Raw genomic sequence first — 26,637 nt, forward strand, 5'->3', positions numbered from 1 at the left:
TCATTGTAAAGCGGCATGTTTATCGTTGAAGAACTATTGACTAACTGTCAAATTCTTCTTTCAATATTCTCATTACATCTAAAATCGTTTCCTCTTCTAGGTCTGTTCTTCTCACTAAATCATCCACATCTTGTTTCAAAATACTTTTTGCAGTATCCAAACCAATTTTTGCGAATTCTTCAATAACCCAGCTTTCAATTTCATCTGAAAACTCCGTTAATTCAACATCATCCTCATCAGCTGTTGCACCAGCAACATCGCCTTCGCGAATAACATCTAACTCATAACCAGTCAAAAGACCCGCTAATTTTATATTATGCCCACCACGACCAATAGCTTTTGAAACCTCTTCAAGCTTCAAGAAAACTTCTGCTCTTTTTGTTTCCTCATTAATTTTAATAGAAGAAACTTTTGCTGGACTTAATGCTCTAGTAATAAACAATTGAATATTACTTGTATAATTGATAACATCAATATTTTCATTTCCTAATTCACGAACAATTCCATGAATACGAGAACCTTTCATACCAACACAAGCTCCAACAGGATCAATACGATCGTCATAAGAATCTACAGCTACTTTTGCTTTTTCACCTGGGATTCTCACTACTTTCTTAACCATGATCAAACCGTCAAAAACTTCAGGAATTTCTTGTTCAAACAATTTTTCTAAAAACTTCTCTGAAGTTCTAGACATAATAATTTGAGGTTTATTTCCTTTCAATTCAACACTTTCGATAATTCCTCTAACGTTATCTCCTTTGCGGAAAAAATCAGAAGGAATTTGTTTTTCTTTTGGTAAAACGATTTCGTTTCCTTCATCATCAACCAAAATAACTACTCTTGGACGCACATGGTGCACTTCAGCAGTATAAATATCACCTATTAAATCTTTAAATTGCTTGTAAAGATTTGTATTATCGTGTTCATGAATTTTTGAAATTAAGTTTTGGCGCAAAGCTAAAATTGCTCTTCTACCTAAATCAATTAATTTCACTTCTTCGGAAACTTCTTCACCAATTTCAAAATCAGGTTCAATTTTTCTAGCTTCTGTTAAAGTGATTTCAAGATGATCAAAATCTAAGTCTTCATCAGCAACGATAACCCTTCTTTGCCATATCTCCATATCGCCTTTGTCTGGATTGATAATAATATCAAAATTATCATCTGATCCGTATTTTTTCTTCAATGCATTTCTAAATACATCTTCTAAAATTGCCATAAGCGTTACACGATCAATAAGTTTATCATCTTTAAACTCTGAGAATGAATCGATTAATGCTAAGTTTTCCATGCGAATTCTTTAATTAAAATGTTACTGTAACAATTGCTTCTTTAATATTTCCATAAGGCAACTTAAGTTCTTTTTGAACTGTCTCCTTGCCTTTTCCTAACTTTTTAGGCTCTCTTGCTTTCCAAGACAAAACTACAAAATCATCATTAGCATCCACTAATTCAGCTTCAATTATTTCTCCCTCAGTCTTAACAATCAATGTTCGACCTATATTTTTCTTATACTGTCTTACTAGTTTCAGTGGTGATCCAACTCCTACCGAAGCTACTTCTAGAGAATAATCTTGCTCCTCTCGGTCTAAATTATTATCGATAAAACGACTCACATCAATACAATCTTGTAATGCAACTCCATCATCACCATCTAAGTTGACTATTACCTTAAAAGCATCGGTTACCACAAGGTCTATCAAAAATATTGATGGCTTCTCTAAAAGACAATCTACCAATAACGTATTTACTTTTTCTTTAAATGTCATAGTTTTTATAAAAAGAGGGGACATATTAGTCCCCTCATTATCTAGATTTTAATAAATAACGGTGCAAATATAGTGTTTTTTTTTATTAACTAAAATAATCGGTTGCTTTAAAAAAAATCCTTACCTTTATTTACGGAAATAAATAAGTATTTTCTCCATAATTTAACACTTTTTAACTATGAAACGCATTTTAGTCCCAACTGATTTTTCTGAATATGCAGAAAATGCACTAAAGACAGCAGCTTTAATCGCCAAAAAAAACAATTCAGAAATCTATTTGTTGCATTTATTAGATTTACCTAACCAAATGAACGATGCTATTACAGCAGGAAGCAGCATTCCTGAAGTAATGTTGTTTATAAAAAAAGCAAATGAAAAATTACAAAAAATAACAGAGCAAACTTACTTAGACGGACTTACAATTTACACTTCGGTACAGTTTGAAAAGGCTTTTGATGGGATTTTAACATTCAACAAGAAAAATGAAATCGATCTAATCGTAATGGGATCTCATGGAACCTCAGGAATGGAAGAAATACTCATTGGCTCTAATGCCGAAAAAGTAGTAAGAATGTCTGAAGTACCTGTTTTAGTGATAAAAAAAGACGCAAAAGATCTAAAGTTTGAAAACTTCGTATTTGCTTCAGATTTTTCAGAAGAAACCGTAATACCCTTCAAAAAAATGCTAGAATTCACCAAAGCTTTCAACGCAAATTTATCCTTAGTAACAATTTCAACTCCAAACAGCTTTAAAAACACACTAGAAGCGGAGCAAAAAATGAATGAATTCGTTAAAAACTATGAAATAGAAAACTACTCTTTACATTTATTCAATGATAGCAATATCGAAAACGGTATTAAAAATTTCAGTAAAAAAATAAATGCCGATCTAATTGGGATCTGTACCCACGGAAGAACAGGATTGGCACATTTTTTTAACGGAAGTATCAGTGAGGATTTAGTAAATCATATTAGCAAACCTGTTATCACTTTCAAAATTTAAAACTTCATTACAAGCAAAACTTCAAAAGTTTAATAAATTAAAAAAAAGCGATTTAAAAAAAAGTAATTGTAGTTGATTAAATTCCATAAAAAAACCCCTCAAATTTGAGGGGTTTTTTGTTGGTCTACTAGGACTCGAACCTAGAAAGACTGCACCAAAAACAGTTGTGTTACCATTACACCATAGACCAGTATTGCGGTTAGCGAGTGCAAATTTAGAATAAATTTTAGTTTGCACAAACTTTTTACAACTTTTTATCAAAAAAAAATCACTTTTTCAAAAATCAATATTGCCAACTCCACGAAAGATATTCATAATCAATGCTTTATTAAAATACATTACTTTTGCAGAAAATTTTGTTAATGACTACCTCTATAAACAAAAAAACATTTTCTTTGTAGCTTACATTTAAATTAAATTTTCGACATGGCTAAAGCAAGTTTCAATTTCAATAAATGGAATACAATCATTGGTTGGTTTACATTTGGAATCGCATTATTAACCTATACTTTGACAGTTGAGCCAACCATGAGTTTTTGGGATTGTGGCGAATACATAGCTACCGCTGCAAAACTAGAGGTAGGACACCCGCCTGGAGCTCCTCTATATCAAATGATTGGTGCTTTTTTCGCAATGTTTGCTACAAGTAGCACAAAAATCGCATTAATGGTCAACATGATGTCAGTTTTCTCTAGTGCCTTTACCATTTTATTCTTGTTTTGGTCTTCGTCAATAATTTTAAGAAAACTTGTTGCTCGTTTTTCTGATTCAAAAAACAACGAAACATTAGAAAATAATACCAATAAAAATAACGATATCGTTGTATTAGGAAGCTCATTTGTTGGAGCTCTAGCGTACACATTCTCAGATAGCTTTTGGTTTAATGCCGTTGAAGCAGAAGTTTATGCAATGGCTTCTTTATTTATTGCATTACTATTCTGGTTAGGTTTAAGATGGGAACAAGATATGAACACACCAAGAGGAAACAGATGGTTGCTACTTATATCTCTTGTAGTTGGACTTTCTTTTGGAGTTCACTTTATGGCTTTGTTAACAATTCCTGCAATTGGATTTCTTTACTTTTTCAAAAATTATAAAGTTGTAACGATTAAAAATTTCATCATTGCAAATATTGTAGTTGTTGGAATCTTACTTTTTATTTTTAAACTGCTATTGCCTTTGACAATGGGATTCTTTGGAGAAACAGAAGTTTTTATGGTTAACAGTTTAGGTTTACCATTTGATTCTGGAACTCTTTTTGTAGCTATTTTGTTAATTGCCTTGTTTTACTTTGGTTTAAAATATACCAATAAAAAAGGGTTAGTAACTTACAATACTCTTATACTTTGCATCCTTTTTATCTTGATTGGTTTCTCTACTTGGATTATGCTTCCGGTACGTGCTAATGCAAATACTGTAATTAATGAAAATAAACCTTCGGATGCGCGTGAAGTTCTAGCCTATTATAACAGAGAACAATATGGAGTAAATCCCTTATTTTACGGACCTCAGTACACAGAGAATTTTGCAGGACTTGACAAAAACAACCCTTACCTTGACCAAGCTCCTAACTACGAGAGAGATTATAAAACAGGAAAATATGTTATTGTAAATAATTACAAAAATGCCGTACAAAATTCTGATGATAATCATAAAACATTTTTACCAAGGATGTGGAGTGATGGACATATTGAAAACTACATGAACTTTACCAATCCTCCTACTTTCAGATTTAACCCTGATTATCCGTATGAAGAGGATTTAGCTAAGTACGGTATTGATGCTAGCCAATTAAGTGAAGAAGATTACAACAAAGCAATTGCTCAACTGAAACAGGAAACTGAAAAAACCATAAACGAATTTAGACATGCTTATGCCCAAAAACAAATTGACAACGAAGGGTATATCAAATTCCTAAAAAGCTATAGTAATTATTTAATTATTGATAAACCTACAACTATAGACAACCTTGGGTTTATGGTCGAGTATCAATTTGGGTATATGTACTGGAGGTATTTGATGTGGAACTTTGTTGGCCGTCAGAACGACATTCAAGGAAGATATGATTACTTAGATGGCAACTGGTTAAGCGGGATCTCCTTTATAGACAACTTACATTTAGGAAGTCAAGATAACTTACCGTCTGATGTACTTAATAACAAAGGTCGTAATGTCTATTTCTTTTTACCGTTTATTCTCGGACTTATTGGATTAATGTATCACGCTAACAAAGATTTAAAAAGCTTTTATGTCTTACTCGCTTTATTTCTTTTTACCGGTATAGCATTAAAAATTTACTTAAACGAAAGGCCTTTTGAACCTCGAGAACGAGATTACGCATTAGTTGGTTCTTTTTACGTATTTGCGATCTGGATTGGATTTGGAGTTTACGCATTGTATGAAAGTGCGCAAAAATATTTAGCCCCCAAAATAGCAGGTCCGCTTATTATTGCGGCAAGTTTATTAGCCGCTCCAGTACTAATGGCTTCTCAAAACTGGGATGATCACGATCGCTCTGGAAAATATACTGCTACTGCAATTGCAAAAGCATATCTTACTTCTTGCGATCCTAACGCAATATTATTTACAATTGGCGATAATGACACATTCCCTTTATGGTATGCTCAAGAGATAGAAGGAGTTAGAACTGATGTTAAAATAGTAAATACTAGTCTCTTTATGAAAGATTGGTATATTGATCAGATGAAAACTAAAACCTACGAAGCAGAACCTTTGCCTATTTCATTTACACACGAACAATATGTAGGTGATAATTTGGATTATGTAGCTTATATTCCTAAGGTGCAAAGTCGATGGGATATTAAAGATTTTATGGACTTTATCAAAAATCCAAAATCGACAGTTGAAATGCAAAACGGACAAACTATTCATTTTTATCCAACCAATAAAATTAGAATTCCTGTTGATAAAAACATAATTATAAAAAACAAAGTAGTTTCTGCGCAATTCAACGATTCTATTGTTCCATATATTGATGTTGACATAAAAGGAAACGCATTATATAAAAATAGGTTAATGATGCTTGACATTGTAGCCAACAACAATTGGAAAAGACCAATTTATTTTAGCGGTGGTGCTTTTGATAATGAAGATTACATCTGGATGAAGGAATACCTGCAATTAGAAGGAATGGTTTATAAATTAGTACCTGTAAAAACAGCTTTAGCAAAAGATGCTAGTCCACTAGAAATGGGTCAAGTAGATGCTGATAAGATGTACTCTAAAGTAATGGAATGGGATTGGGGAAATAACGATAGTCCGAAAATATACCATGACCCAGAAACAAGAAAAAATAGTATCAATTATCGCTCTTATCTTTCTAGATTAATGAATCAACTGATTGTTGAAGGAAAAAAAGATAAAGCTAAAAAAATAATCGATTTGGCTATGACAAAAATGCCTATTGATAATTTTGGATATTATCCCTTAGTTGAACCTTACGCTGGTGGATATTATAAAATTGGAGAAAAACAAAAAGCACAAGAGTTACTCCAAAAGCTTATTGGTAAATACCAAGAAAACCTTAATTATTACGGGAAGCTAAAAGCTTCAGAACAAAGTAGTATAGCTACACCAATTATTATTGACATTGAGCGCTACAGAAGTTTATTACAAGTGATGAAGGAAAATGGAGATTTAGATTTCTACAATAAAAATAAAATTACTTTTAATACTTACATAAAGATGTTCGAGCGTTTTGAACGTGAAAAGGAGTAATTATTTTACATAATTTTAAAATGAGTTAATTAGAAATAAAGGTAACTGCAATCATTTCTAATTAACTCATTTTTATTTTCAGCAAGTCGTTTTATAAATTAATTACTACTTTCTATTATTCTAATTATGAAATTATATTGGATAAAGACACATTGGATAATTAAAAAGCTATTTTCAGGGTTTATTTGGGATAAAACCAATATTAAAAACACAGTTTATCTCACGTTTGATGACGGACCAATTCCTGAAGTTACCTTGTGGGTTCTGGAAACACTGAAGGAATATAACGCTAAAGCCACTTTTTTTTGCATTGGCGATAATATCGATAAAAATCCAGCGGTATTTAAAAAAATTGAAGATGATGGCCATGCTATAGGAAACCACACCTACAATCATTTGAACGGCTGGAAAACAAAAAACAAAACCTATTTAGACAACATTAAGAAGTGTGAAGAAAAATTGCAGCATAGTCTTAAAGAAAAGAACAATCTACAATCAAAACTTTTTAGGCCGCCTTATGGAAAGCTAAAAATTGCCCAATCTAGAGCGATTAGGCAATTAGGATATAAAATAATAATGTGGGACATATTAAGTGCCGACTTTGATCCATCTATTCCTAAAGAAAAATGTTTAGAAAACGTATTGACCAATATAAAATCAGGTAGCATTATTGTTTTTCATGACAGCATCAAAGCTTCTAATAACTTAGAATATGCATTACCCAAAACATTGGAATATTTAAAACAAAATAATTTTACTTGTGGTATTTTATAAAATGCTATAACTGATCTTGAACAATACCGATAAGAGTATTAGCATCTAACTCACCCGACTGTCTCCATATCATTTGACCTTGCTTATAAATCATTAAAGTGGGCACTCCTTTTATACGAAGTGCCTCGGCCAACTCTTGATTTTTATCAACATCTATTTTAATAACTTTTGCTTTATCTCCAAGAGCAGCTGCAACATCTCTTATTACAGGATGCATAGATACTGACGGTTCATTCCACTCGGTGTAAAAATCAATTAACACGGGGACTTGCGTATTTATAAGTTCTCCAAATTTTGACATAAATTTGATTTTATTAATAATAAATAATTTATAATGACAATTTGCCAATGTAAATCTATTACTTAAAATTATTTATACTAAAATAATTTATTTAATATTATATTTTATAAAAATTATCTAACAATAATTGTAAGATTAGGAACTATCGGATCCCCAGTTACACCTGTAAATCTTTGAATAAATACTTCAATATAATCATTGTTATTTAATTCAATGTTAGCATTCATAGGAAGAACTAATATATCGTTAGCTACTTGACCTCTACCATAAACTTTATATTGTGTTACAGCAGTTCCGTTTTTAGCAAGGTAAACAATGTAAGTTGCAGCACCTGGAACTTGAATAGAAATTGATCCAGAAACTTGAAAAATTCTTTTCTTTTTACCTAAGTATCTCAATCTATTTGGACTATCCGATGAAAATCTAAATAAATTAGAGGTTGGAGAAATAGTAGTGCCAGTACCAACCTTAACAATATTACTTGGATTTGAATTATTTGTGGATACCGATATTCCTGTCCCAACTCCATAATCCATTGAAAAACCTCCACCTGCATCAGCATCGGTTTCATTAGGAATACCTGCAGACCTAACATTCCAACTATTATTAAAATTATAACCGGAATAAGTTCCTAATGTGTAAGGATTAACATATTGAGTAGATGCTCCTGTAAAAACAACAGATTCCATAACTGCATCACTATTGATGGTAGGATTTGAAGACACATCAACTCCAATCGCACCAGACTTAACATCACTAAATCCTCCTAATTTTTGCAATAAATTAAAACTACCCGAAAATGTCTCAAATGTACCAGAATTGTTTCCAAACCAACCGATATTACTCAATAAAAGTTGTGCAACATTAGAGTACGTAATCCCTGTAGTGTTTGAAGCGTATTGTACCACTGCAAAAAACACTAAATTAAAACCACTAATTGTACCAACACTATTACATCCAGCGATTATACAGTCTCTAACGATTAGATTTTGAGTTCCTACTAAGGGAGTTCCAGTAGCATCCCCTGTTAAATTAAATACTTGTAAAGTTCCAGCAGCCTTTGATATTGTAATATTTTTTATTGTTCCACCTTGAGTACCTTGAAATAAGGTTCCAGAATTTTTGATTAATCTATCTTCGTTTGCATCTAAACCAACTAAATAAGCGTTATTTATATCAATAGGAAAATCTACTATAATAGTTCCGTTAACTTCATAGTAAGTATCTGTTGCTAAAACATAAGTTGAACCAACCTTCTCTGGAGCTAAATCAGCTATAGACTTAATTCTTTTAAATTTAGATCTACCATTTACATCACTATTTACCCTATTCCAAGAAGAGGTAGTGGTATTATAATAATAAAATGATTTTAAGGTTATATCATAAACGATTAATCCATCTGCTGGAGCAGGACTTGTGATGGCTAATCTTTGAGCTGTGGTCATTCTAGGAGTTAACATCCCTTTCGTGGTGGAAGAAACATCTAGCATAGCACTAGCATTAGGTGTTATAGTTCCTATTCCTACTTGGGCATAAGATTGCACCATGCAAAACATAAATGCAAAAATCCAAAAGTTGCGTTTTAAAGTAATTTTTTTCATAATAAGGTCTGTTTATCTTTTAGATTTTGGGAATCATATACGCTAATTTACTACTATTAATAGAATTAGAACTTGCATAATACTAAAAAAAGATCAAAAATGAAAAATTTAAGCTAATAAATATCAAATATAATATTTTTAACCAGTTTTTTTTTATTTATTACATACCTAATTTAAAACTTGTAATAGAAATTAAATTAGGCAATTCCACTACCTCTTTTTAGTTCTATAACGGTAATCTCGGGCATAATTCCTACTCTTCCAGGATAAGCATGAAATCCAAAACCTCTATTTACATATACGTATCTTCCCATATGCTCATACAAACCGGCCCATTGCTTATAAACATATTGTGCTAAACTCCATTTAAAATAGCCAGGAATTTCGATACCAAATTGCATACCGTGCGTATGACCTGAAAGTGTTAATTGGTAATGTTTTTTATCGTGTTGTACTACATGATCCCAATGAGAGGGATCGTGACTCATCAAAATTTTAAAATCTTCTTTTTGCAATACTCCCGCAGCTTTGTTTAAATCTCCTGCTTGCTTAAAATTATGACCCCAATTCTCTACTCCTACCAATGCTATTTTAGAATCCCCTTTTTGAATAAAAGTATGTTCATTCAACATCAAATCGAAACCTATTTGACCATATAAGTTTTTAATTGCTTTGAAATTTTCTTCTTTTGCTGTTTCATTAGGCCATGTTACGTATTCACCATAATCATGATTCCCAAGTACCGCATATTTGCCATAAGCGTGTTTTTTTATTCTATTAAACGTTTCAATCCAAGGATGCATTTCTTTTGCATGTGTGTTGACAATATCTCCGGTAAACAAAATCAAGTCTGAGTTTTGCTCATTTACCAAATCAATTGCATAATTTATCTTTTCAGCATTGTCAAAACTACCGCTGTGAACATCTGATATTTGAGTAATAGTAAAACCATCAAAATCTTCTGGCAAATCAGGAAAAAAAATACGTTGTTTGATCACTTTGTAATTATATTTTCCAACAGTTACACCGTAAATCAAAGACAGAAATGGAATAGTAGCAATTCCTAAACCAATTTGACTAACGAACTTGCGTCGCGATTCAAAAAAAACAGCTTCTTTATCATAATTAATAAAGTAATTAACGGTTCCGGCACCTAATCTAAAAATATCTTCGCCTAATAAAAATAACGTCAAAATTAATTTTGGCACATAAACGATCAGCAATAGCGCCATCGTAATCATTGTTTGATGTGTTTGACCTACACTACGATCAAATTGCATTAAAGAATAAACAATATATATCAGAAATAAAATACTCAAACTCTCTACTACGATCAAAACTGGCCTCGACCTTATGAGCGTTTTTAAGGCTTGAAAAGTATATAATTCGACAATAGTAACAATAACAAATAGGAGCGCGAAACGAAAGATCATTTTAATTTAATTTTAAACAAAATAACAAATTAAGAAAACACAATTGGTTTTTATTAATCTAAATTTAACTAAATATACACTTTCGTAAAAGGGAGAATCTGATTAAATTTAAAAACACTACTGTTTCTAGGTTACAACAAAAGCCTATTGCAAAAACTTAAATATTTTTTATTAAACAAAAAAACTAGCTCTAAAACTAAGAACAATCATAATTTATTACAAAAAAACAGCATTAAAAGCTATACCTAAACAAACGATCTTAGATAAATAAACCAAACCTACACTTCTTTATCTATGCAATTTTGTACTTTTGAAAACTATACAAAATAATACTCATGTCACAACAAAAACGCTTATTCTTACTGGATGCTTACGCTTTAATTTTTAGAGGTTATTATGCCTTTATAAAAAACCCAAGAATTAATTCTAAAGGAATGGATACTTCGGCTATAATGGGTTTTATGAACTCCTTAATGGATGTCATAAAGAGAGAAAAACCAGATCATTTAGCTGTAGCTTTTGATAAAGGCGGAAGTCAATTACGAAATGATATTTTCCCGGAATATAAAGCGCACCGTGACGCCACTCCCGAAGCTATAAAAATTGCAATTCCTTACATTCAAGATTTATTGACCGCAATGCATATTCCTATTATAGAAGTTTCTGGATTTGAAGCTGATGACTTGATAGGCACGATCGCAAAACAGGCAGAAAAACAAAACTACCAAGTTTTTATGGTTACACCCGATAAAGATTTTGCTCAGTTAGTTTCCGAAAACATTTTTATGTACAAACCCGCTCGAATGGGGAACGGTATAGAAATATGGGGCGTTCCAGAAGTCTTAGCTAAATTTGAAATCGAGAGACCTGACCAAGTAATTGATTTTCTGGGAATGATGGGAGATGCTGCAGATAATATTCCTGGACTTCCAGGAGTAGGAGAAGTGACTGCTAAAAAATTATTGAAGGAATTTGGAACCATGGAAAACCTTTTAGCCAATACGGATAAACTAAAAGGAAAAATGAAGGAAAATATAGAAGCCAATAAAGAAAAAGGATTACTATCTAAAACCTTGGCCACTATATTATTGGATTGTCCCGTTCAGTTTAATGAGGATGATTATGAATTATCAAAACCTGACGTAGAAAAAACTGATGTTTTATTTCAGGAACTAGAATTTCGTCAAATGAAAGCGCAATTTGACAAATTATACAATCCTTCTGCAGCAGAAAATGAAACTAGTGACGGTACTGATGAAAAAACTTCAAAAAAATTACCTGCAAAAAAAACCAATGAAGAACAGTTTGATTTGTTTGGCTTTTCTGAAGAAAATAACGATGAAGTAAAATCAAATTCTTTCTATGCAACATTAGAAAATACGGACCACAACTACACTTATGTTCAAGGAGATTTAGGAGTAAAGCTTTTTATACAGAATTTAATGAAGCAAACTTCGGTTTGTTTTGATACAGAAACAACTGGAATTGATGCTTTAAATGCAGAATTAGTAGGAATCTCTTTCGCTTGGGAAAAAGGAAAAGCATTTTATGTTCCGTTTCCAGAAAATCGAGAAGAAACACAGCTTCTTATTGATAAATTTAAACCTTTTTTCGAAAGTGAATCGATAGAGAAAATTGGACAAAACATAAAATACGATTTAAAAATAGTTGCACAATACGGCGTTGAAATTAAAGGAAAACTTTTTGACACGATGATTGCACATTATTTAATTAATCCTGATATGCGTCATAATATGGATATTTTATCAGAAACGTATTTAAAATATTCACCCAAATCAATTGAAGAATTAATTGGAAAAAAAGGCAAAAACCAAAAATCAATGCGCGATGTTGCATTAGAAGAGATTAAAGAATATGCTGCTGAAGATGCAGATATCACTTATCAATTGAAACAAAATTTTTCTCCAATTCTGGATAAAGCAGAAACGAAAAAATTATTTGATGAGATCGAAATTCCTTTAATTCCCGTTTTAGCAGCAATGGAATTAGAAGGAATTAATCTTGATGTTCCTTTTCTTAAATCGATGTCTGTTGAAATGGCGGCAGAAAGCAATGCGCTGGAGCAAAAAATTTACGAAACGGCTGGTGAAAAATTCAATTTAGCATCCCCAAAACAATTAGGTGATGTCCTTTTTGACAAAATGAAAATTGGTGGAGCCAAACAAAAGAAAACTAAAACAGGTCAGTATGCAACTGGAGAAGAAATTTTATCCTATTTAGCAAACGACAATCCTATTGTAAAAGATATTTTAGAATGGCGCCAAATGGTAAAACTGCAAAGTACTTACATAGATGCTTTACCCAATCAAGTTGATACAAAAACGGGTCGTGTACATACTGATTACATGCAAACCGTCGCTGCTACAGGACGTTTAAGTTCTAACAATCCGAATTTACAAAACATACCCGTTCGAACGGAAAGAGGCCGTTTGATTCGTAAAGCGTTCATTCCTCGCGACGAAAATTACACCTTAATTTCTGCGGATTATTCCCAAATAGAATTGCGGATTATTGCTGCTTTATCTGGTGAGGAGAATATGATAAAAGCGTTTCAAAACAATGAAGACATTCATAAAAGTACCGCAGCCAAAGTATTTAATGTCCCTTTAGACGAAGTAACTAAGGAACAACGTAGCAATGCTAAAACAGTAAATTTCGGAATTATATATGGCGTTTCTGCCTTTGGACTTTCGAATCAGACTTCACTTTCGCGCAAAGAAAGTGCTGAATTGATTGATGCGTATTATACCACTTATCCGAAACTAAAATCGTACATGGCCAATCAAGTAGATTTTGCTAGAGAAAACGGATATGTTCAAACTGTTTTAGGAAGAAGAAGATACCTGAAAGACATTAATTCTGCCAATATGATGATAAAAAGTGGCGCCGAACGAAATGCTGTAAATGCACCCATTCAAGGAAGTGCCGCTGACATTATAAAAATTGCAATGATTAATATTCATAAAAAATTAATGAATGAAAATTGGAAATCAAAAATGCTGCTGCAAGTACATGATGAGCTTGTTTTTGATGTTCATAACTCTGAATTAGAAAAAATTCAACCTATGATTAAGCATGAAATGGAAAATGCTTTCAAACTAGAGGTGCCTTTAGAAGTAGAAATAGGAATAGGTAAAAACTGGTTAGAAGCGCATTAAAAATACTACTCACTTTTCAGTGATAAACTAGTTGTCACCAAGAATAAAACAATCACATTAATTTTAAATGAGATTGTGTGCTTTCTCGCAATGACAATAATCCCAAAAAAAAAATCCATCTAATCGATGGATTTTTTTGTTTTTTATAACTTCCTGGTAGATTCTCTTTCTTTCAGTTTAGTTTTAATAACCTTGGTTTCATAAGGAACATGCTCTTCTTTAGACTCCAACCTATCAATAAGCAATTTAGCAGCAACCTCACCTATTTCTATTCCGTGTTGGCTTACTGTTGTTAATCGCGGTGACAATCTTCTCGAAGCTAAGATGCCGTCAGCAAATCCAATTACAGAAAGTTGTTCGGGTATTTTATAACCTTTTTTAAGTCCAATTTTTAATGCGGCAACAGAATCGGTTTCTTCTAAAGCAAAAATTCCGTCAATGGTATTATTGTCAAGAATTCCTTCTATTTTGTCATTCAAATTTTCTTCAGAATCAGTTCTAAGAATAATATCTTTATTTACAGGAATATTATTAATTTCTAAAGCTTCTAGATATCCTTGAACTCTTAATTTACCCACACTCAAATTGTCTATAGAAGACAATAATGCAATGTTTTTACATCCAAGATTTATCAAATGTTGTGTAGCATTTAAAGCAGAATCAAAATCATCGACTATAACTTTGTCACAATCAACACCTTCGGCAATCCTGTCAAACATAACAATGGGAGTTCCGTCATTAATAATTCTAGAAAAATGCTCATATTCTTGATTTTTTTGCGCCTCTTCAGAAACAGAAACAATAAAACCATCAATAGTCCCATTACTCAACATTTCCATAGTATGCTCTTCTTTTTCTAGCGATTCATTAGAAATACACATAATTACATTATACCCATTTTCATCTGCAATTTTCTCGATACCACTAAAAACTTTTGCAAAAAAAGAGTTTAATATATTTGGAATAATAACACCTATAGTCTTCGTTTTTCTATTTTTAAGATTTAAACCAATAACATTGGGTTTGTAATTTTTAAGTTTAGCATATTCCTTAATTTTAACTTTCGTTAACTCACTAATCTCCGGACTATCATTTAGCGCTTTTGAAACTGTAGAAACAGAAACATTGAGTTCTTTTGCGATTTGTTTTAAAGTAGCTTTAACTTTCATAAATAAATTAAATATATAAAATGGAAAAAATCCATTAATGAGACAAAGCAATGTTTAGAATAATAAACATAGTACAAACAAAAATAGTTTATATAATACACAATAGGGCTCTAAAAAATAAGAAATACTCAATATTTTATAAAAAACAAAAGACCACTAGACAACAATCTCTTGGTAAGTAAAATTGTAAATTTTCAGGACAGAAGCATATTTTAAATATACATTTGATAATCAGCACTAAAACAAGTTTAAAATAATCTTTTAAGGTATTTGCATTTAAAATAATTAATTGTACTTTTGCAACCCCTTTATGGGGATGGAATGTTTAATTAAAATAATATTATGGACGCATTAAGCTACAAGACACAATCAGCAAGCAAAGCCACCGTTACAAAAGAGTGGATCGTTGTTGATGCTGATGGGCATAACTTAGGACGTATGGCTTCAAAGATCGCAATGATCCTTAGAGGTAAATACAAAGCAAGTTATACACCACACGTTGACTGTGGAGATAACGTAATTGTTATCAACTCAGAAAAAATTAACCTTACTGGAAACAAAATGGACGAGAAGACTTACATTCGTCACACAGGTTACCCAGGAGGACAAAGATCTTTAACTGCTAAAGTATTGCAATCAAAAAACCCTGCATTATTAGTAGAAAGAGCAGTAAAAGGAATGTTACCTAAAAACAAATTAGGAGCTGAACTTTTCAGAAATTTAAATGTTGTTGTAGGTTCAGAGCACAAACAAGGCGCTCAAAAACCGAGAACAGTTAACCTTAACGATCTTAAATAATGGGAGTTATTCACAAAATCGGTAGAAGAAAAACCGCTGTTGCACGTGTTTATGTTTCAGAAGGAACAGGAGTAATCACTGTAAACAAAAAAGCATTCGAAACTTATTTCCCAACTGCAACTTTACAGTACAAAGTATTACAACCAATGTCTATGACAGAAAATGTAACTAACTTTGACGTAAAAGTTAATGTTTACGGAGGTGGTTCAACTGGTCAAGCAGAAGCTGTAAGAATGGCATTAGCACGCGTTATGTGTGAAGTAAATGCTGAAAACAGAGGAATATTGAAACCAGAAGGTTTATTAACAAGAGATCCAAGAATGGTTGAACGTAAGAAATTCGGTCAGAAGAAAGCTCGTAAGAGATTCCAATTCTCTAAACGTTAATATTACCTGTCTTGCACACTATGTACAGGACAGTATCAATTTATTATTGAATTTAAAAAACACAGTTGTTGTTGCTCTCCTACCGAGGTAGGAAATAGTTTAGCATCTAAATGTATAAAGCCGGGAAACCGCCATTTGTGCATTGCTAATCAACAGAACGTAAACTAGAACAAAAATGGCAAACAAAATAGAAGTTAAAGACTTACTAGAAGCAGGTGTTCACTTTGGACACATGACTAGAAAATGGGATCCAAACATGGCTCCTTACATCTATATGGAACGTAATGGTATTCACATTATCAATCTATATAAAACTGCAGCAAAAATTGAAGAGGCAAATGACGCTTTGAAAAAAATCGCTGCATCAGGTAGAAAAATATTATTCGTTGCTACCAAAAAACAAGCAAAAGACATCGTTGCTGAAAAAGCAAAAGCTGCAAACATGCCTTACATCACTGAAAGATGGCCTGGTGGAATGCTAACTAACTTTGTAACTATCCGTAAAGCTGTTAAAAAAATGGCTACTATTGATAAAATGAAGAAAGATGGTACATTCATGACTCTTTCTAAAAAAGAGCGTTTACAAGTTGATCGTCTTCGTGCTAAATTAGAGAAAAATTTAGGTTCAATCGCTGACATGTCTAGACTACCAGCTGCTTTGTTCGTAGTTGATATTAAAGCGGAACATATCGCAATAAAAGAAGCTCAAAAATTAAACATTCCAGTTTTCGCAATGGTTGATACTAACTCTGATCCACGTGAAGTAGAGTATGTAATTCCTGCAAATGATGATGCTTCTAAATCAATTGATAAAATTTTAACTTTAGTTACAGCTGCAATTACTGAAGGACTTTCTGATAGAGGTTCTGATAAAGAAAGCGATGCAACTCCTGCTGCTGAAGCTGTAGAAGCAACTCCTGTTGCTGAAACTCCTGCTGTAGAAGCTGCTGCTCCAACTGCAACTGAAGAATAAAACAAAAAGAATTTCCAAATTCTAAAATTCCAAATTCCAAAAATTAAACTCAGCAATGATTTGATTTATCAATTGGAAACTGGAATTTTGGGTTTGGATTTTTTTATTAAAACTATTTTTTAATTTAAAATATAAAAAACATGGCAACAATTACTGCTGCAGACGTAAATAAATTAAGACAAACTACAGGTGCCGGAATGATGGACTGTAAAAAAGCTTTAGTTGAAGCTGATGGAGATTTCGATAAAGCAATACAAAACCTTAGAGAAAAAGGACAAAAAGTTGCTGCTAATCGTTCTGACCGTGAGTCTTCTGAAGGAGCTGCTGTTTCTTTTATTAATGCAGACAAAACTAAAGGAGCTATTATAACTTTAAACTGTGAAACAGATTTCGTAGGTAAAAATGAATCTTTCGTAACTTTAGCTAAAGAATTAGTTGAAAAAGCGATCAACTTTTCTTCTAAAGAAGAATTTTTAGCTTCAGATTTTAACGGAATGACTGTTGCTGAAAAATTAATTGAGCAAACAGGTGTTATTGGTGAAAAAATCGAAATCGGTGGTTTTGAAATCTTAGAAGGTGCTTTTATCGGATCTTATGTTCACGTTAATAAAATTGCTGCATTAACATCTATTTCTACAGCAGTTGATAATGCTGAAGTTTTAACTAAAGATGTGTCTATGCAAGTTGCTTCTATGGGAGCTGATACATTATCTTACAAAGATTTTGATCCTGCTTTCGTAGCTTCTGAACTTGCAGCTCGTATTGCTATAATCGAAAAAGAAAATGAAGAAGCAAAACGTTTAGGAAAAACGTTGAAAAATGTTCCTAAATATATTTCTTTCTCTCAATTAACTGAAGAAGTTCTAAAACAAGCGGAAGAAGATGCTAAAGCAGAATTAAAAGCAGAAGGTAAACCAGAACAAATTTGGGATAAAATTATTCCTGGAAAGGTGCAACGTTTCATTTCTGACAATACTACTTTAGATCAAGAAAAAGCTTTATTAGATCAAAACTTCATCAAAGATGACAGTAAAAAAGTTGGTGATTATGTTAAAGGATTCAATGTTGAAATTACAGGTTTCAAAAGAGTTAGTTTAGGATAAATTGATTTATGATTTCAAATTAACCATATTTGATTTCAGATTTAAAAAAACTCCATTTCAAATTAATTTGAAATGGAGTTTTTCTTTTATATTTGAACCATAGACTTATATATGGAAAATAAACTGCGTTGCGCTTGGTGCGAAAAAGATGATTTATACAGGAAGTATCATGACGAAGATTGGGGAATTCCCATTTATGATGACGCAACTATATTTGAATTTTTAATCCTCGAAACTTTTCAAGCGGGCTTAAGTTGGTACACTATCTTAAAAAAAAGAGAAAACTTCCGATCAGCTTTTGACAATTTCGATTACATAAAAATAGCTCAATACCAAGAAGATAAAATTCAAGCACTCTTAATAGATCCCGGAATCATACGCAATAAATTAAAAGTTCATTCCGCCGTTTCAAATGCACAAGCCTTTATCAAAATACAAGAAGAGTTTGGAAGTTTTTCTAACTATATCTGGAATTTCACTAATCAAAATCCAATAATCAACCACCCCAAAACACTAAAAGATGTTGTTGCTACTACTCCACTTTCAGATACAATTAGCAAAGATTTAAAAAAAAGAGGATTCAAATTCGTTGGTTCTACAGTAATTTATGCCTTTTTACAAGCTACTGGAATCGTCAACGATCATCTACAAGATTGTTGGATTAGCAAACAATAAATCCCTTTTTTACTTTTAATAATATCCCAAAAAAAATACCATTTAAAAATTTGGGCGACTTATAAAAAATCAATTATTTCTCTCTAAATACCATAAACCGAAATAAATTATTACATTTGCAGCTCACTTTAGGGGTGTCTGCAATACTGTAGGCTGAGATTTTACCCTCTGAACCTGATCTAGTTCATACTAGCGTAGGGAAAAGTAAGATGACTTCATCGCGCACTCCTATGCGTAATTGTAGCCATTCCTAAAGTATAATTGAATAAAATTATAACGGAATGGAACTAAAAATAAACAATCAAATAAAACAATTTCAAGCAGATGTGCTACACATCCAAGACGTTCTTGATATTGAAAATTCCCAAAAACAAAATGGCATTGCCGTTGCTATTAACAATATTGTAATTCCAAAATCAAACTGGAATTCACACATTCTACAAGAAACCGACGAAATTTTAATTATTTCCGCAACTCAAGGAGGATAATTGGGCTGCTCGGGCGGGCTATCCATTACAAGTTCGCAGTCAAAAAACTCAAAAACACAGTCGCAACAAGAGCTTCCTTTGGTCGCTTTCTTACTCCTTGTTTTCTAGAGTTTTTGCTTTTGCGAGCTTTTCATTACTATCCCTAGCAGAACAACTACATTTTCAAAACACAACTAGAAAACACTACTAAACACAAAGAATAGAACTATGAACAACGAAGAAAAAATTTCCAGGACACCTTTTCCAAACTCCACTAAAGTTTATATAGATGGTGAAATTCACCCAATAAAAGTGGCGATGCGCGAAATTCATTTAGCAGACACCAAACTTTCTAGAGGAGGCATAGAAACAAATCCTGCTGTAACAGTTTATGATACTTCAGGGCCGTATACGGATCCAAATATTGAAATCGATATTAGAAAAGGATTGCCAAGAATTCGGGAACAATGGATTTTAGATCGAAATGACGTAGAAGAATTGAGTCAAATCTCCTCCGAATATGGGAAAAAACGTTTAGAAGACGAAAAATTAGATCACTTGCGTTTTGAATATTTACATAAACCGATGCGTGCTAAAAAAGGAGCCAATGTTTCGCAATTGTATTACGCAAAACAAGGAATTATTACTCCCGAAATGGAATACATTGCCATTCGCGAAAACCAGCGCTTGGAACAAATAGAAAATCAAACTAAAGCCATGCAGTGCCAGCACGAAGGTCATAGTTTTGGAGCCAACACACCAAAATCTAAAATTACGCCTGAATTTGTGCGCAGTGAAGTAGCACGAGGAAGAGCAATTATACCAAATAACATCAACCATCCCGAGAGTGAACCGATGATTGTAGGTCGTAATTTCCTTGTAAAAATAAATGCAAATATTGGAAACAGCGCTGTGACTTCAAGCATTGAAGAAGAGGTAGAAAAAGCGGTTTGGGCTTGCCGTTGGGGAGCTGACACAATCATGGATTTATCTACAGGAAAAAACATTCATGAAACTAGAGAATGGATTATTCGTAATTCGCCTGTACCTATTGGTACCGTTCCAATTTACCAAGCATTAGAGAAAGTAAACGGAATAGCCGAAGATCTAACTTGGGAAGTATTCCGTGATACTTTAATCGAACAAGCAGAACAAGGCGTTTCTTATTTCACAATTCACGCGGGAGTTTTATTGCGTTACATTCATTTGACCGCTCATCGTGTTACCGGAATCGTTTCTCGTGGAGGATCTATAATGGCGAAATGGTGTTTATTTCACCACAAAGAAAATTTCTTGTACACGCACTTTGAAGAAATTTGCGAAATCATGAAACAATATGATGTTGCCTTCTCGCTAGGAGACGGATTACGTCCAGGATCAATTGCTGATGCAAATGACGCCGCACAATTTGCCGAGTTAGAAACATTAGGAGAACTCACAAAAGTAGCTTGGAAACATGATGTTCAAGTTTTTATTGAAGGCCCTGGTCACGTACCCATGCACATGATCAAGGAAAACATGGACAAACAATTGGAACATTGTGACGAAGCGCCGTTTTATACCCTGGGTCCATTAACTACAGATATTGCTCCAGGCTATGATCATATCACCTCGGCTATTGGAGCTGCCATGATTGGTTGGTATGGTTGCGCCATGTTGTGTTATGTAACTCCAAAAGAACACCTTGGCTTACCCAATAAAAAAGACGTAAAAGATGGCGTTATCACTTACAAAATCTCCGCTCACGCTGCCGATTTAGCCAAAGGGCATCCAGGAGCGCAATACCGCGACAACGCATTAAGCAAAGCACGTTTTGAATTTCGCTGGGAAGATCAATTCAACTTATCGTTAGATCCCGACACAGCAAGAGAATTTCACGACGAAACCCTTCCTGCCGATGGCGCTAAAGTCGCACATTTTTGCTCGATGTGTGGACCGAAATTCTGTTCGATGAAAATATCACAAGAAATTCGCGATGTAGCTGAAGCAGAAAAAGGGATGAAGGAAAAATCAGAAGAGTTTATAGAACAAGGTAAAGAAATTTACATCTAGAAAAAGGCAAACAACGCATGATTGTGATTTCAAATCCCATAGTTTTAAATAGAGAAAAATTCCTTATCAACACCCTTTTTGAAGAGGGATTGGAATTGTTACATGTACGAAAACCTAATTATTCTGATGAAGAAATGAAAAGTTTTTTGTCTGAGATCAATCAAGAATTCAGATCGAAATTGGTATTGCATAATCACCACCAATTGGCAACAGAATTTGGTATTAATAGGATTCATAACCCTGTCAAAATTAAAAAATTTGGCTGGGATAAACCTATATTTTCCACATCAACGCATTCTATAGAAGAGTTTAATGAATTATCAACTTTTTTTGAATATGCCTTTTTAAGTCCGGTGTTTTCCTCTATTTCAAAAACCAATTATCATCCAATAAACGATTTATTTTTAGAGATTAAAAAAAGAACCAATTTTAAAACAAGAATGATTGCGTTGGGCGGTATTCAACCAGAAAACATACCCAAACTATTACAATCTGATTTTGATGATTGTGCGCTTTTAGGAACTATTTGGAACGATGATAATCCAATAAAAAAATTCAAAATATGCCAACAAATCGCTCATATGCATTAAGTATAGCAGGTTTCGATCCCTCTGCTGGAGCTGGTATTCTAGCAGATATTAAAACATTCGAACAGCACCAAGTGTATGGCTTTGGTATTCAAACAGCCAATACAATACAGACTGAAAATAAATTTTACGATATACAATGGACCGACTTAGACTTTGTGTTAAGTTCAATAGAAGTTCTATTTAACGACTATGAAATTAAAGCCGTAAAAATTGGCATAGTTCCCTCTTTATCTTATCTAAAAAATATAGTTTTTTTGATTAAGCAACTATCCCCAAAAACGAAAATTATTTGGGATACAGTTTTAAAGTCGAGCACAGCATTTGATTTTTTAACAATCGAAAATAACTCCGAATTAATTTCAATTTTAAACGAAGTAGAACTTATAACACCTAATTATGAGGAGATTTTAAAATTAGGAACTGCAAAAGAAAATGCAGATACAATTACGGAGCGACTAACTAAAAACTGTGCGATACTCATAAAAGGCGGACATCATCCCACCGAAACGGGGACTGATTTTTTACACAATCAAAGTCAGATCTTTAGAATTTCACCAGAAACTACCAAAATATATGCTAAACATGGTTCTGGTTGTGTATTATCAGCAGCTATAACGGCTAATCTAGCATTAGATCAAAATCTTTTAAACGCATGCAAAATCGCAAAAATATATTCTGAAAAATTTCTATTATCGAACCCTTCTAAACTAGGCTATCATTATGTATAATAAATTACAATACATTTCTCAAGGAAATACAGTCGAAGAACAAATAACAAATATTCGCAAAGCATTAGACAATGGTTGCGAATGGATTCAATTGCGATTTAAAACTCAAAATACAATGGATCTATTCAATTTAGCCGAGTCTACAAAAATTTTATGCGATGTTTATTCTGCCAATTATATTATTAATGACAATGTTTATTTAGCCCAACAATTTGAGGCCGATGGCGTTCATTTAGGATTGACAGATATGAAAATCAGTGAAGCCAGACAAATTTTAGGCGACACCAAAATGATCGGTGGCACTGCTAATACTTTTGCTGACATTCAGCAAAGATTTGCTGAGCAATGCGACTATATTGGTTTAGGACCTTTTCAATATACAGATACTAAAGAAAATTTGAGTCCAATTTTAGGAATTGAAGGGTATCGTTCAATACTGAAAAAAGTAAAATCAAAGAAGATTGCAATTCCAATATATGCTATTGGAGGAATTACGCTCGAGAATATAGAAATATTAATGGAAACTGGCATTTACGGTATTGCTGTTTCTAGTCTGATTACAAAAAGCGAAAAGCCTAAAAAACTAATTAGTCAACTTAACGAAAAAATATATGGCAGCGTCACTATTTAAAATTGGAGATAAAATTTTAGAATCGCGATTATTTCTAGGAACGGGAAAATTTGGATCAAATATCCAAATGGAAGAAGCCATACTAGCATCAGGAAGTGAATTAGTAACCGTGGCACTTAAACGAATTGATTTAGAAACCGACACAGATTCGATATTAAAACATTTGCAAAACCCAAGAATCAATTTATTACCCAATACTTCAGGTGCAAGAAATGCTAAGGAAGCTGTTTTTGCAGCACAATTAGCTCGAGAGGCACTAGAAACAAATTGGCTTAAACTCGAAATTCATCCGGATCCAAGATACTTAATGCCTGATCCTATCGAAACTTTGAAAGCAACAGAAGAACTCGCTAAATTAGGATTTATCGTTTTACCGTATATTCACGCTGATCCTGTTTTATGCAAACGATTAGAAGATGTAGGAACAGCAGCTGTAATGCCTCTGGGTTCACCGATAGGAAGTAACAAGGGCTTAAAAACGATCGATTTTTTAGAAATCATTATCGAACAAAGTAAAGTTCCAGTTATAATTGATGCTGGAATTGGCGCTCCGTCTGATGCCGCAAAAGCAATGGAGTTAGGTGCTGATGCCGTTTTGGTCAACACTGCAATTGCTGTTGCAGGAAATCCTAAATTAATGGCAGAAGCCTTTAAAGAAGCTGTTATTGCAGGTAGAAAAGCTTTTGAAGCCAAACTCGGTCAACAATTTAATCATGCGATAGCTTCTAGTCCTTTGACTGCTTTCTTATATGAATAAAATATTGAAAATGGCACGCAGATTATGCAGATCTACACAGATAAAAAATTAAATTTAAATGAATATGCCAGAATCTGCTTGCTAAAAATTATTATTGTTATTTTTTAATATTAAGTAATACATCTAATTAATACTAATTATAAAAATCTTAACAAATGACTGAAAATGAGATATCTTTTAAAATAAGAGGAGCAATTTTCAAGGTTTATAATACACTCGGACCAAGTTTTTTTGAATCGGTTTATGAAAATGCTTTGAGTTATGAATTAAAAAAAATGGATTTAAAAGTTGAAAGACAACTTGTAATTAGTATTCCTTATGAAGAAATCATTTAAGATATTGCATTTAAAATTGATTTATTAGTAGAGGACAAAGTAATTGTTGAGCTGAAATCTGTCGAAGATTTAGCTCCAATTCATTACAAGCAAATTACAAATTATCTAAAGCTTACTAATAAGAAATTAGGAATACTAGTCAATTTCAACACTACAACCATTTTAAATGACATCAAAAGAATTGCCAATAAAATATAAAAATCTGCGCAAATCTACCAAATTTGCGTGCCATAAAAAATCAAATGAACACATTCAAATCAGTTTTTGAACAATATAATTGGGACGAAATTCACTCTAAAATATACGCAACCAGCCATGAAAAAGTGGAGCAAGCATTGGCGAAAAACAAACGCAATCTCGATGACTTTATCGCATTGATTTCACCCGCAGCACAACCCTATTTAGAACAAATGGCACAACAATGTCATACGCTCACTAAAAAGCGATTTGGAAAAACAATACAAATGTATGCTCCGCTGTATTTAAGTAATGAATGCCAAAATATTTGTACCTATTGCGGTTTTAGTTTAGACAACAAAATCAAACGCAAGACTTTATCTGATACAGAGATAAAACAAGAAATAGCTGTTTTAAAGAAAGCAGGATTCGATCACGTTTTATTAGTAACTGGAGAGGCCAACTACACGGTAAATATCAATTATTTCTTGAACGCTATCGAACAAATAAAAAAAGATTTCTCGATAATTTCTATCGAAGTGCAACCACTTTCTCAGGAAGAATATGAGCGTTTGCATGAAGCTGGCGTACATTCTGTTTTAGTATATCAAGAAACCTATCATCAAGAAGTATATAAAAAATACCATACGAAAGGCAAAAAATCAAATTTTGATTATAGGCTAGAAACACCTGATCGTATTGGCAAAGCTGGCATTCATAAAATAGGATTAGGCGTTCTATTAGGTTTGGAAGATTGGCGTACCGATAGTTTTTTCAATGCCTTGCATTTGGATTATTTACAAAAAACATATTGGCAAACTAAATATTCTGTTTCTTTTCCGAGATTACGTCCAGCCGAAGGAATTATAGAACCTAATTTCATTATGGATGATAAAGATTTAACCCAACTCATTTGTGCCTATCGTTTGTGGAATGAAGAGTTAGAAATTTCTATATCGACAAGAGAGAATGAAAAATTTAGAGATCATATTATTGCTATAGGAACTACAAGCATGAGCGCGGGTTCTAAAACAAATCCAGGTGGTTATGCAGTAGATCCGCAATCCTTAGAGCAATTTGAAATTAGCGACGAACGCTCTGCAGCAGAAATTGCAGCGATAATAACCCAAAAAGGATACGAACCCGTTTGGAAAGATTGGGATAGAACCTTTAGTCAAAAGTCGAATGTCGAAAGTCTTAAAGACAGCTCGATTCTTCATTAAGTATTTTATTGCCTTTATAACTTTCGACTTTAAAAAATTTAAGACTTAATTAAAAATGAGCATTATACAAGATTTTTTACGTTATAACAGACAAACCATGTTGTCTGAAATTGGTGATGAAGGACAAGAGAAATTAAAAAAATCGAAAGTTCTTGTTATTGGAGCGGGCGGTTTGGGTTGTCCTGTTTTGCAATATATTGCCACTGCTGGTGTAGGAACAATTGGAATTGTAGATTTTGATAAAATTGAAATTCACAACTTACATCGTCAAATTCTATATACCGAAGAACAAATAGGCTTTCCTAAAGCGTCGACTGCAAAAAGTGTCATAGAAAAACTAAATCCGTTAATTACAGTTTTAGCTTTCGAAGAAAAAATAACGATTGAAAATGCTGCGAGAATTATTACTGATTTTGATTTGGTCGTTGATGGCTCGGATAATTTTAAGACGCGCTATTTGGTAAATGATACTTGTGTTGCTTTAGGGAAAACATTAGTTTATGGAAGTATATTAGGATTTGAAGGACAGTTAGCAATTTTTAATCATATAGGAAGTAAACATTTGCGTGATTTATTTCCGGAACCACCAAACCCTAAAGACGTTCCTAATTGCAATATGAATGGGGTTTTAGGTACTTTACCAGGCCTAATTGGATTGATGATGGCACATGAAACTTTGAAGTTGATTATAGGTTTACCAACGTTAAAAAATGAATTAGTTTTGTTTAAAACTTTAGATTGGAGTTTTACAAAGCTGACTTTTTAAATTTAG

General features: G+C 32.9%; 23 protein-coding genes, 1 tRNA gene, 1 pseudogene and 1 riboswitch. Of the genes and pseudogenes, 18 read left to right on the plus strand and 7 right to left on the minus strand.

Translation table 11 applies throughout. The features are described 5' to 3' along the window. Positions 1–40: 40 nt before the first annotated feature. Together nusA and rimP are read right to left on the minus strand one after the other, a co-directional pair. The gene (gene nusA, locus MW871_RS09815; protein ID WP_188048901.1) at positions 41–1,294 is read right to left on the minus strand and encodes a transcription termination factor NusA; all 1,254 of its coding nucleotides are present in this window, start codon (positions 1,292–1,294) and stop codon (positions 41–43) included. A 13-nt stretch (positions 1,295–1,307) separates the two neighbouring features. Then, complete coding sequence (rimP, locus tag MW871_RS09820; protein ID WP_188048902.1) at positions 1,308–1,772, minus strand: ribosome assembly cofactor RimP; 465 nt, start codon at positions 1,770–1,772, stop codon at positions 1,308–1,310. Between the two features lie 178 nt (positions 1,773–1,950). Here rimP and MW871_RS09825 point away from each other — a divergent pair, with 178 nt between their 5' ends. Continuing rightward, on the plus strand, positions 1,951–2,775 hold the full coding sequence (locus MW871_RS09825) for a universal stress protein (RefSeq protein ID WP_248428387.1): 825 nt from the start codon (positions 1,951–1,953) through the stop codon (positions 2,773–2,775). Between the two features lie 119 nt (positions 2,776–2,894). On the opposite strand, the gene MW871_RS09830 is transcribed toward MW871_RS09825, so the two are convergent. Next, positions 2,895–2,965, minus strand: a tRNA-Gln gene (locus MW871_RS09830). A 236-nt stretch (positions 2,966–3,201) separates the two neighbouring features. On the opposite strand from MW871_RS09830, the gene MW871_RS09835 reads away from it, so the two are divergent. After that, complete coding sequence (locus MW871_RS09835; RefSeq protein ID WP_248428388.1) at positions 3,202–6,513, plus strand: glycosyltransferase family 117 protein; 3,312 nt, start codon at positions 3,202–3,204, stop codon at positions 6,511–6,513. Between the two features lie 126 nt (positions 6,514–6,639). Further along, positions 6,640–7,287 carry a polysaccharide deacetylase family protein gene (locus tag MW871_RS09840; protein WP_248428389.1) on the plus strand — a complete coding sequence of 216 codons (648 nt, stop codon included), beginning with the start codon at positions 6,640–6,642 and terminating at the stop codon, positions 7,285–7,287. Between the two features lie 4 nt (positions 7,288–7,291). Here MW871_RS09840 and MW871_RS09845 read toward each other — a convergent pair whose 3' ends face one another. From MW871_RS09845 to MW871_RS09855, 3 genes are all read right to left on the minus strand, one after another. After that, the gene (locus MW871_RS09845; protein WP_210645505.1) at positions 7,292–7,588 is read right to left on the minus strand and encodes a thioredoxin family protein; all 297 of its coding nucleotides are present in this window, start codon (positions 7,586–7,588) and stop codon (positions 7,292–7,294) included. Between the two features lie 113 nt (positions 7,589–7,701). After that, a complete protein-coding gene (locus MW871_RS09850) occupies positions 7,702–9,189 on the minus strand; it encodes a hypothetical protein (RefSeq protein ID WP_210644658.1) in 1,488 nt (495 codons plus the stop codon). A 197-nt stretch (positions 9,190–9,386) separates the two neighbouring features. After that, positions 9,387–10,622 carry a metallophosphoesterase gene (locus MW871_RS09855; RefSeq protein ID WP_248428390.1) on the minus strand — a complete coding sequence of 412 codons (1,236 nt, stop codon included), beginning with the start codon at positions 10,620–10,622 and terminating at the stop codon, positions 9,387–9,389. Positions 10,623–10,957: 335 nt separating this feature from the next. On the opposite strand from MW871_RS09855, the gene polA reads away from it, so the two are divergent. After that, on the plus strand, positions 10,958–13,801 hold the full coding sequence (gene polA / locus MW871_RS09860; protein WP_248428391.1) for a DNA polymerase I: 2,844 nt from the start codon (positions 10,958–10,960) through the stop codon (positions 13,799–13,801). Between the two features lie 143 nt (positions 13,802–13,944). Here the strand turns inward: polA and MW871_RS09865 are convergent, their stop codons facing one another. Next, positions 13,945–14,970 (minus strand): LacI family DNA-binding transcriptional regulator, encoded by a 1,026-nt coding sequence (locus tag MW871_RS09865; RefSeq protein WP_188048910.1) that lies wholly within the window; start codon positions 14,968–14,970, stop codon positions 13,945–13,947. A 342-nt stretch (positions 14,971–15,312) separates the two neighbouring features. Between MW871_RS09865 and rplM the strand changes: the two genes are divergently transcribed. The 14 genes and pseudogenes from rplM to MW871_RS09935 all read left to right on the plus strand — a co-directional run bounded on the left by rplM (position 15,313) and on the right by MW871_RS09935 (position 26,631). After that, positions 15,313–15,768 carry a 50S ribosomal protein L13 gene (rplM, locus tag MW871_RS09870; protein ID WP_188048911.1) on the plus strand — a complete coding sequence of 152 codons (456 nt, stop codon included), beginning with the start codon at positions 15,313–15,315 and terminating at the stop codon, positions 15,766–15,768. Continuing rightward, complete coding sequence (gene rpsI, locus MW871_RS09875) at positions 15,768–16,154, plus strand: 30S ribosomal protein S9 (RefSeq protein WP_039108715.1); 387 nt, start codon at positions 15,768–15,770, stop codon at positions 16,152–16,154. Before rplM ends, rpsI begins: the two co-directional genes overlap by 1 nt. Positions 16,155–16,329: 175 nt before the next feature. Next, complete coding sequence (rpsB, locus tag MW871_RS09880) at positions 16,330–17,127, plus strand: 30S ribosomal protein S2 (RefSeq protein WP_248428392.1); 798 nt, start codon at positions 16,330–16,332, stop codon at positions 17,125–17,127. Positions 17,128–17,267: 140 nt separating this feature from the next. After that, positions 17,268–18,230 carry a translation elongation factor Ts gene (gene tsf, locus MW871_RS09885; protein ID WP_188048913.1) on the plus strand — a complete coding sequence of 321 codons (963 nt, stop codon included), beginning with the start codon at positions 17,268–17,270 and terminating at the stop codon, positions 18,228–18,230. A 111-nt stretch (positions 18,231–18,341) separates the two neighbouring features. After that, complete coding sequence (locus MW871_RS09890) at positions 18,342–18,905, plus strand: DNA-3-methyladenine glycosylase I (protein WP_248428393.1); 564 nt, start codon at positions 18,342–18,344, stop codon at positions 18,903–18,905. 120 nt (positions 18,906–19,025) lie between these two features. Continuing rightward, positions 19,026–19,123: riboswitch (TPP riboswitch) on the plus strand. A gap of 63 nt (positions 19,124–19,186) precedes the next feature. Then, positions 19,187–19,393 carry a sulfur carrier protein ThiS gene (gene thiS, locus MW871_RS09895; protein WP_248428394.1) on the plus strand — a complete coding sequence of 69 codons (207 nt, stop codon included), beginning with the start codon at positions 19,187–19,189 and terminating at the stop codon, positions 19,391–19,393. Between the two features lie 207 nt (positions 19,394–19,600). Then, positions 19,601–21,424, plus strand: coding sequence for a phosphomethylpyrimidine synthase ThiC (gene thiC, locus MW871_RS09900; RefSeq protein ID WP_248428395.1), 1,824 nt, complete (start codon positions 19,601–19,603; stop codon positions 21,422–21,424). 17 nt (positions 21,425–21,441) lie between these two features. Then, on the plus strand, positions 21,442–22,014 hold the full coding sequence (locus MW871_RS09905; protein WP_248428396.1) for a thiamine phosphate synthase: 573 nt from the start codon (positions 21,442–21,444) through the stop codon (positions 22,012–22,014). Continuing rightward, positions 21,987–22,742, plus strand: coding sequence for a hydroxymethylpyrimidine/phosphomethylpyrimidine kinase (locus tag MW871_RS09910; protein ID WP_248428397.1), 756 nt, complete (start codon positions 21,987–21,989; stop codon positions 22,740–22,742). Before MW871_RS09905 ends, MW871_RS09910 begins: the two co-directional genes overlap by 28 nt. Then, on the plus strand, positions 22,735–23,373 hold the full coding sequence (locus MW871_RS09915; RefSeq protein WP_248428398.1) for a thiamine phosphate synthase: 639 nt from the start codon (positions 22,735–22,737) through the stop codon (positions 23,371–23,373). The genes MW871_RS09910 and MW871_RS09915 overlap by 8 nt, the downstream gene beginning before the upstream one ends. Then, entirely contained in the window at positions 23,354–24,130 is a 777-nt protein-coding gene (locus MW871_RS09920) for a thiazole synthase (protein ID WP_248428399.1), read from the plus strand. The genes MW871_RS09915 and MW871_RS09920 overlap by 20 nt, the downstream gene beginning before the upstream one ends. A gap of 155 nt (positions 24,131–24,285) precedes the next feature. Further along, positions 24,286–24,663: pseudogene (locus MW871_RS09925) on the plus strand (GxxExxY protein). Between the two features lie 44 nt (positions 24,664–24,707). Further along, entirely contained in the window at positions 24,708–25,865 is a 1,158-nt protein-coding gene (gene thiH / locus MW871_RS09930) for a 2-iminoacetate synthase ThiH (protein WP_248428400.1), read from the plus strand. Between the two features lie 55 nt (positions 25,866–25,920). Then, the gene (locus MW871_RS09935; RefSeq protein ID WP_248428401.1) at positions 25,921–26,631 is read left to right on the plus strand and encodes a HesA/MoeB/ThiF family protein; all 711 of its coding nucleotides are present in this window, start codon (positions 25,921–25,923) and stop codon (positions 26,629–26,631) included. Positions 26,632–26,637 lie beyond the last annotated feature (6 nt).

Source organism: Flavobacterium pygoscelis (genome assembly GCF_023162025.1).
Lineage (GTDB): Bacteria > Bacteroidota > Bacteroidia > Flavobacteriales > Flavobacteriaceae > Flavobacterium > Flavobacterium pygoscelis.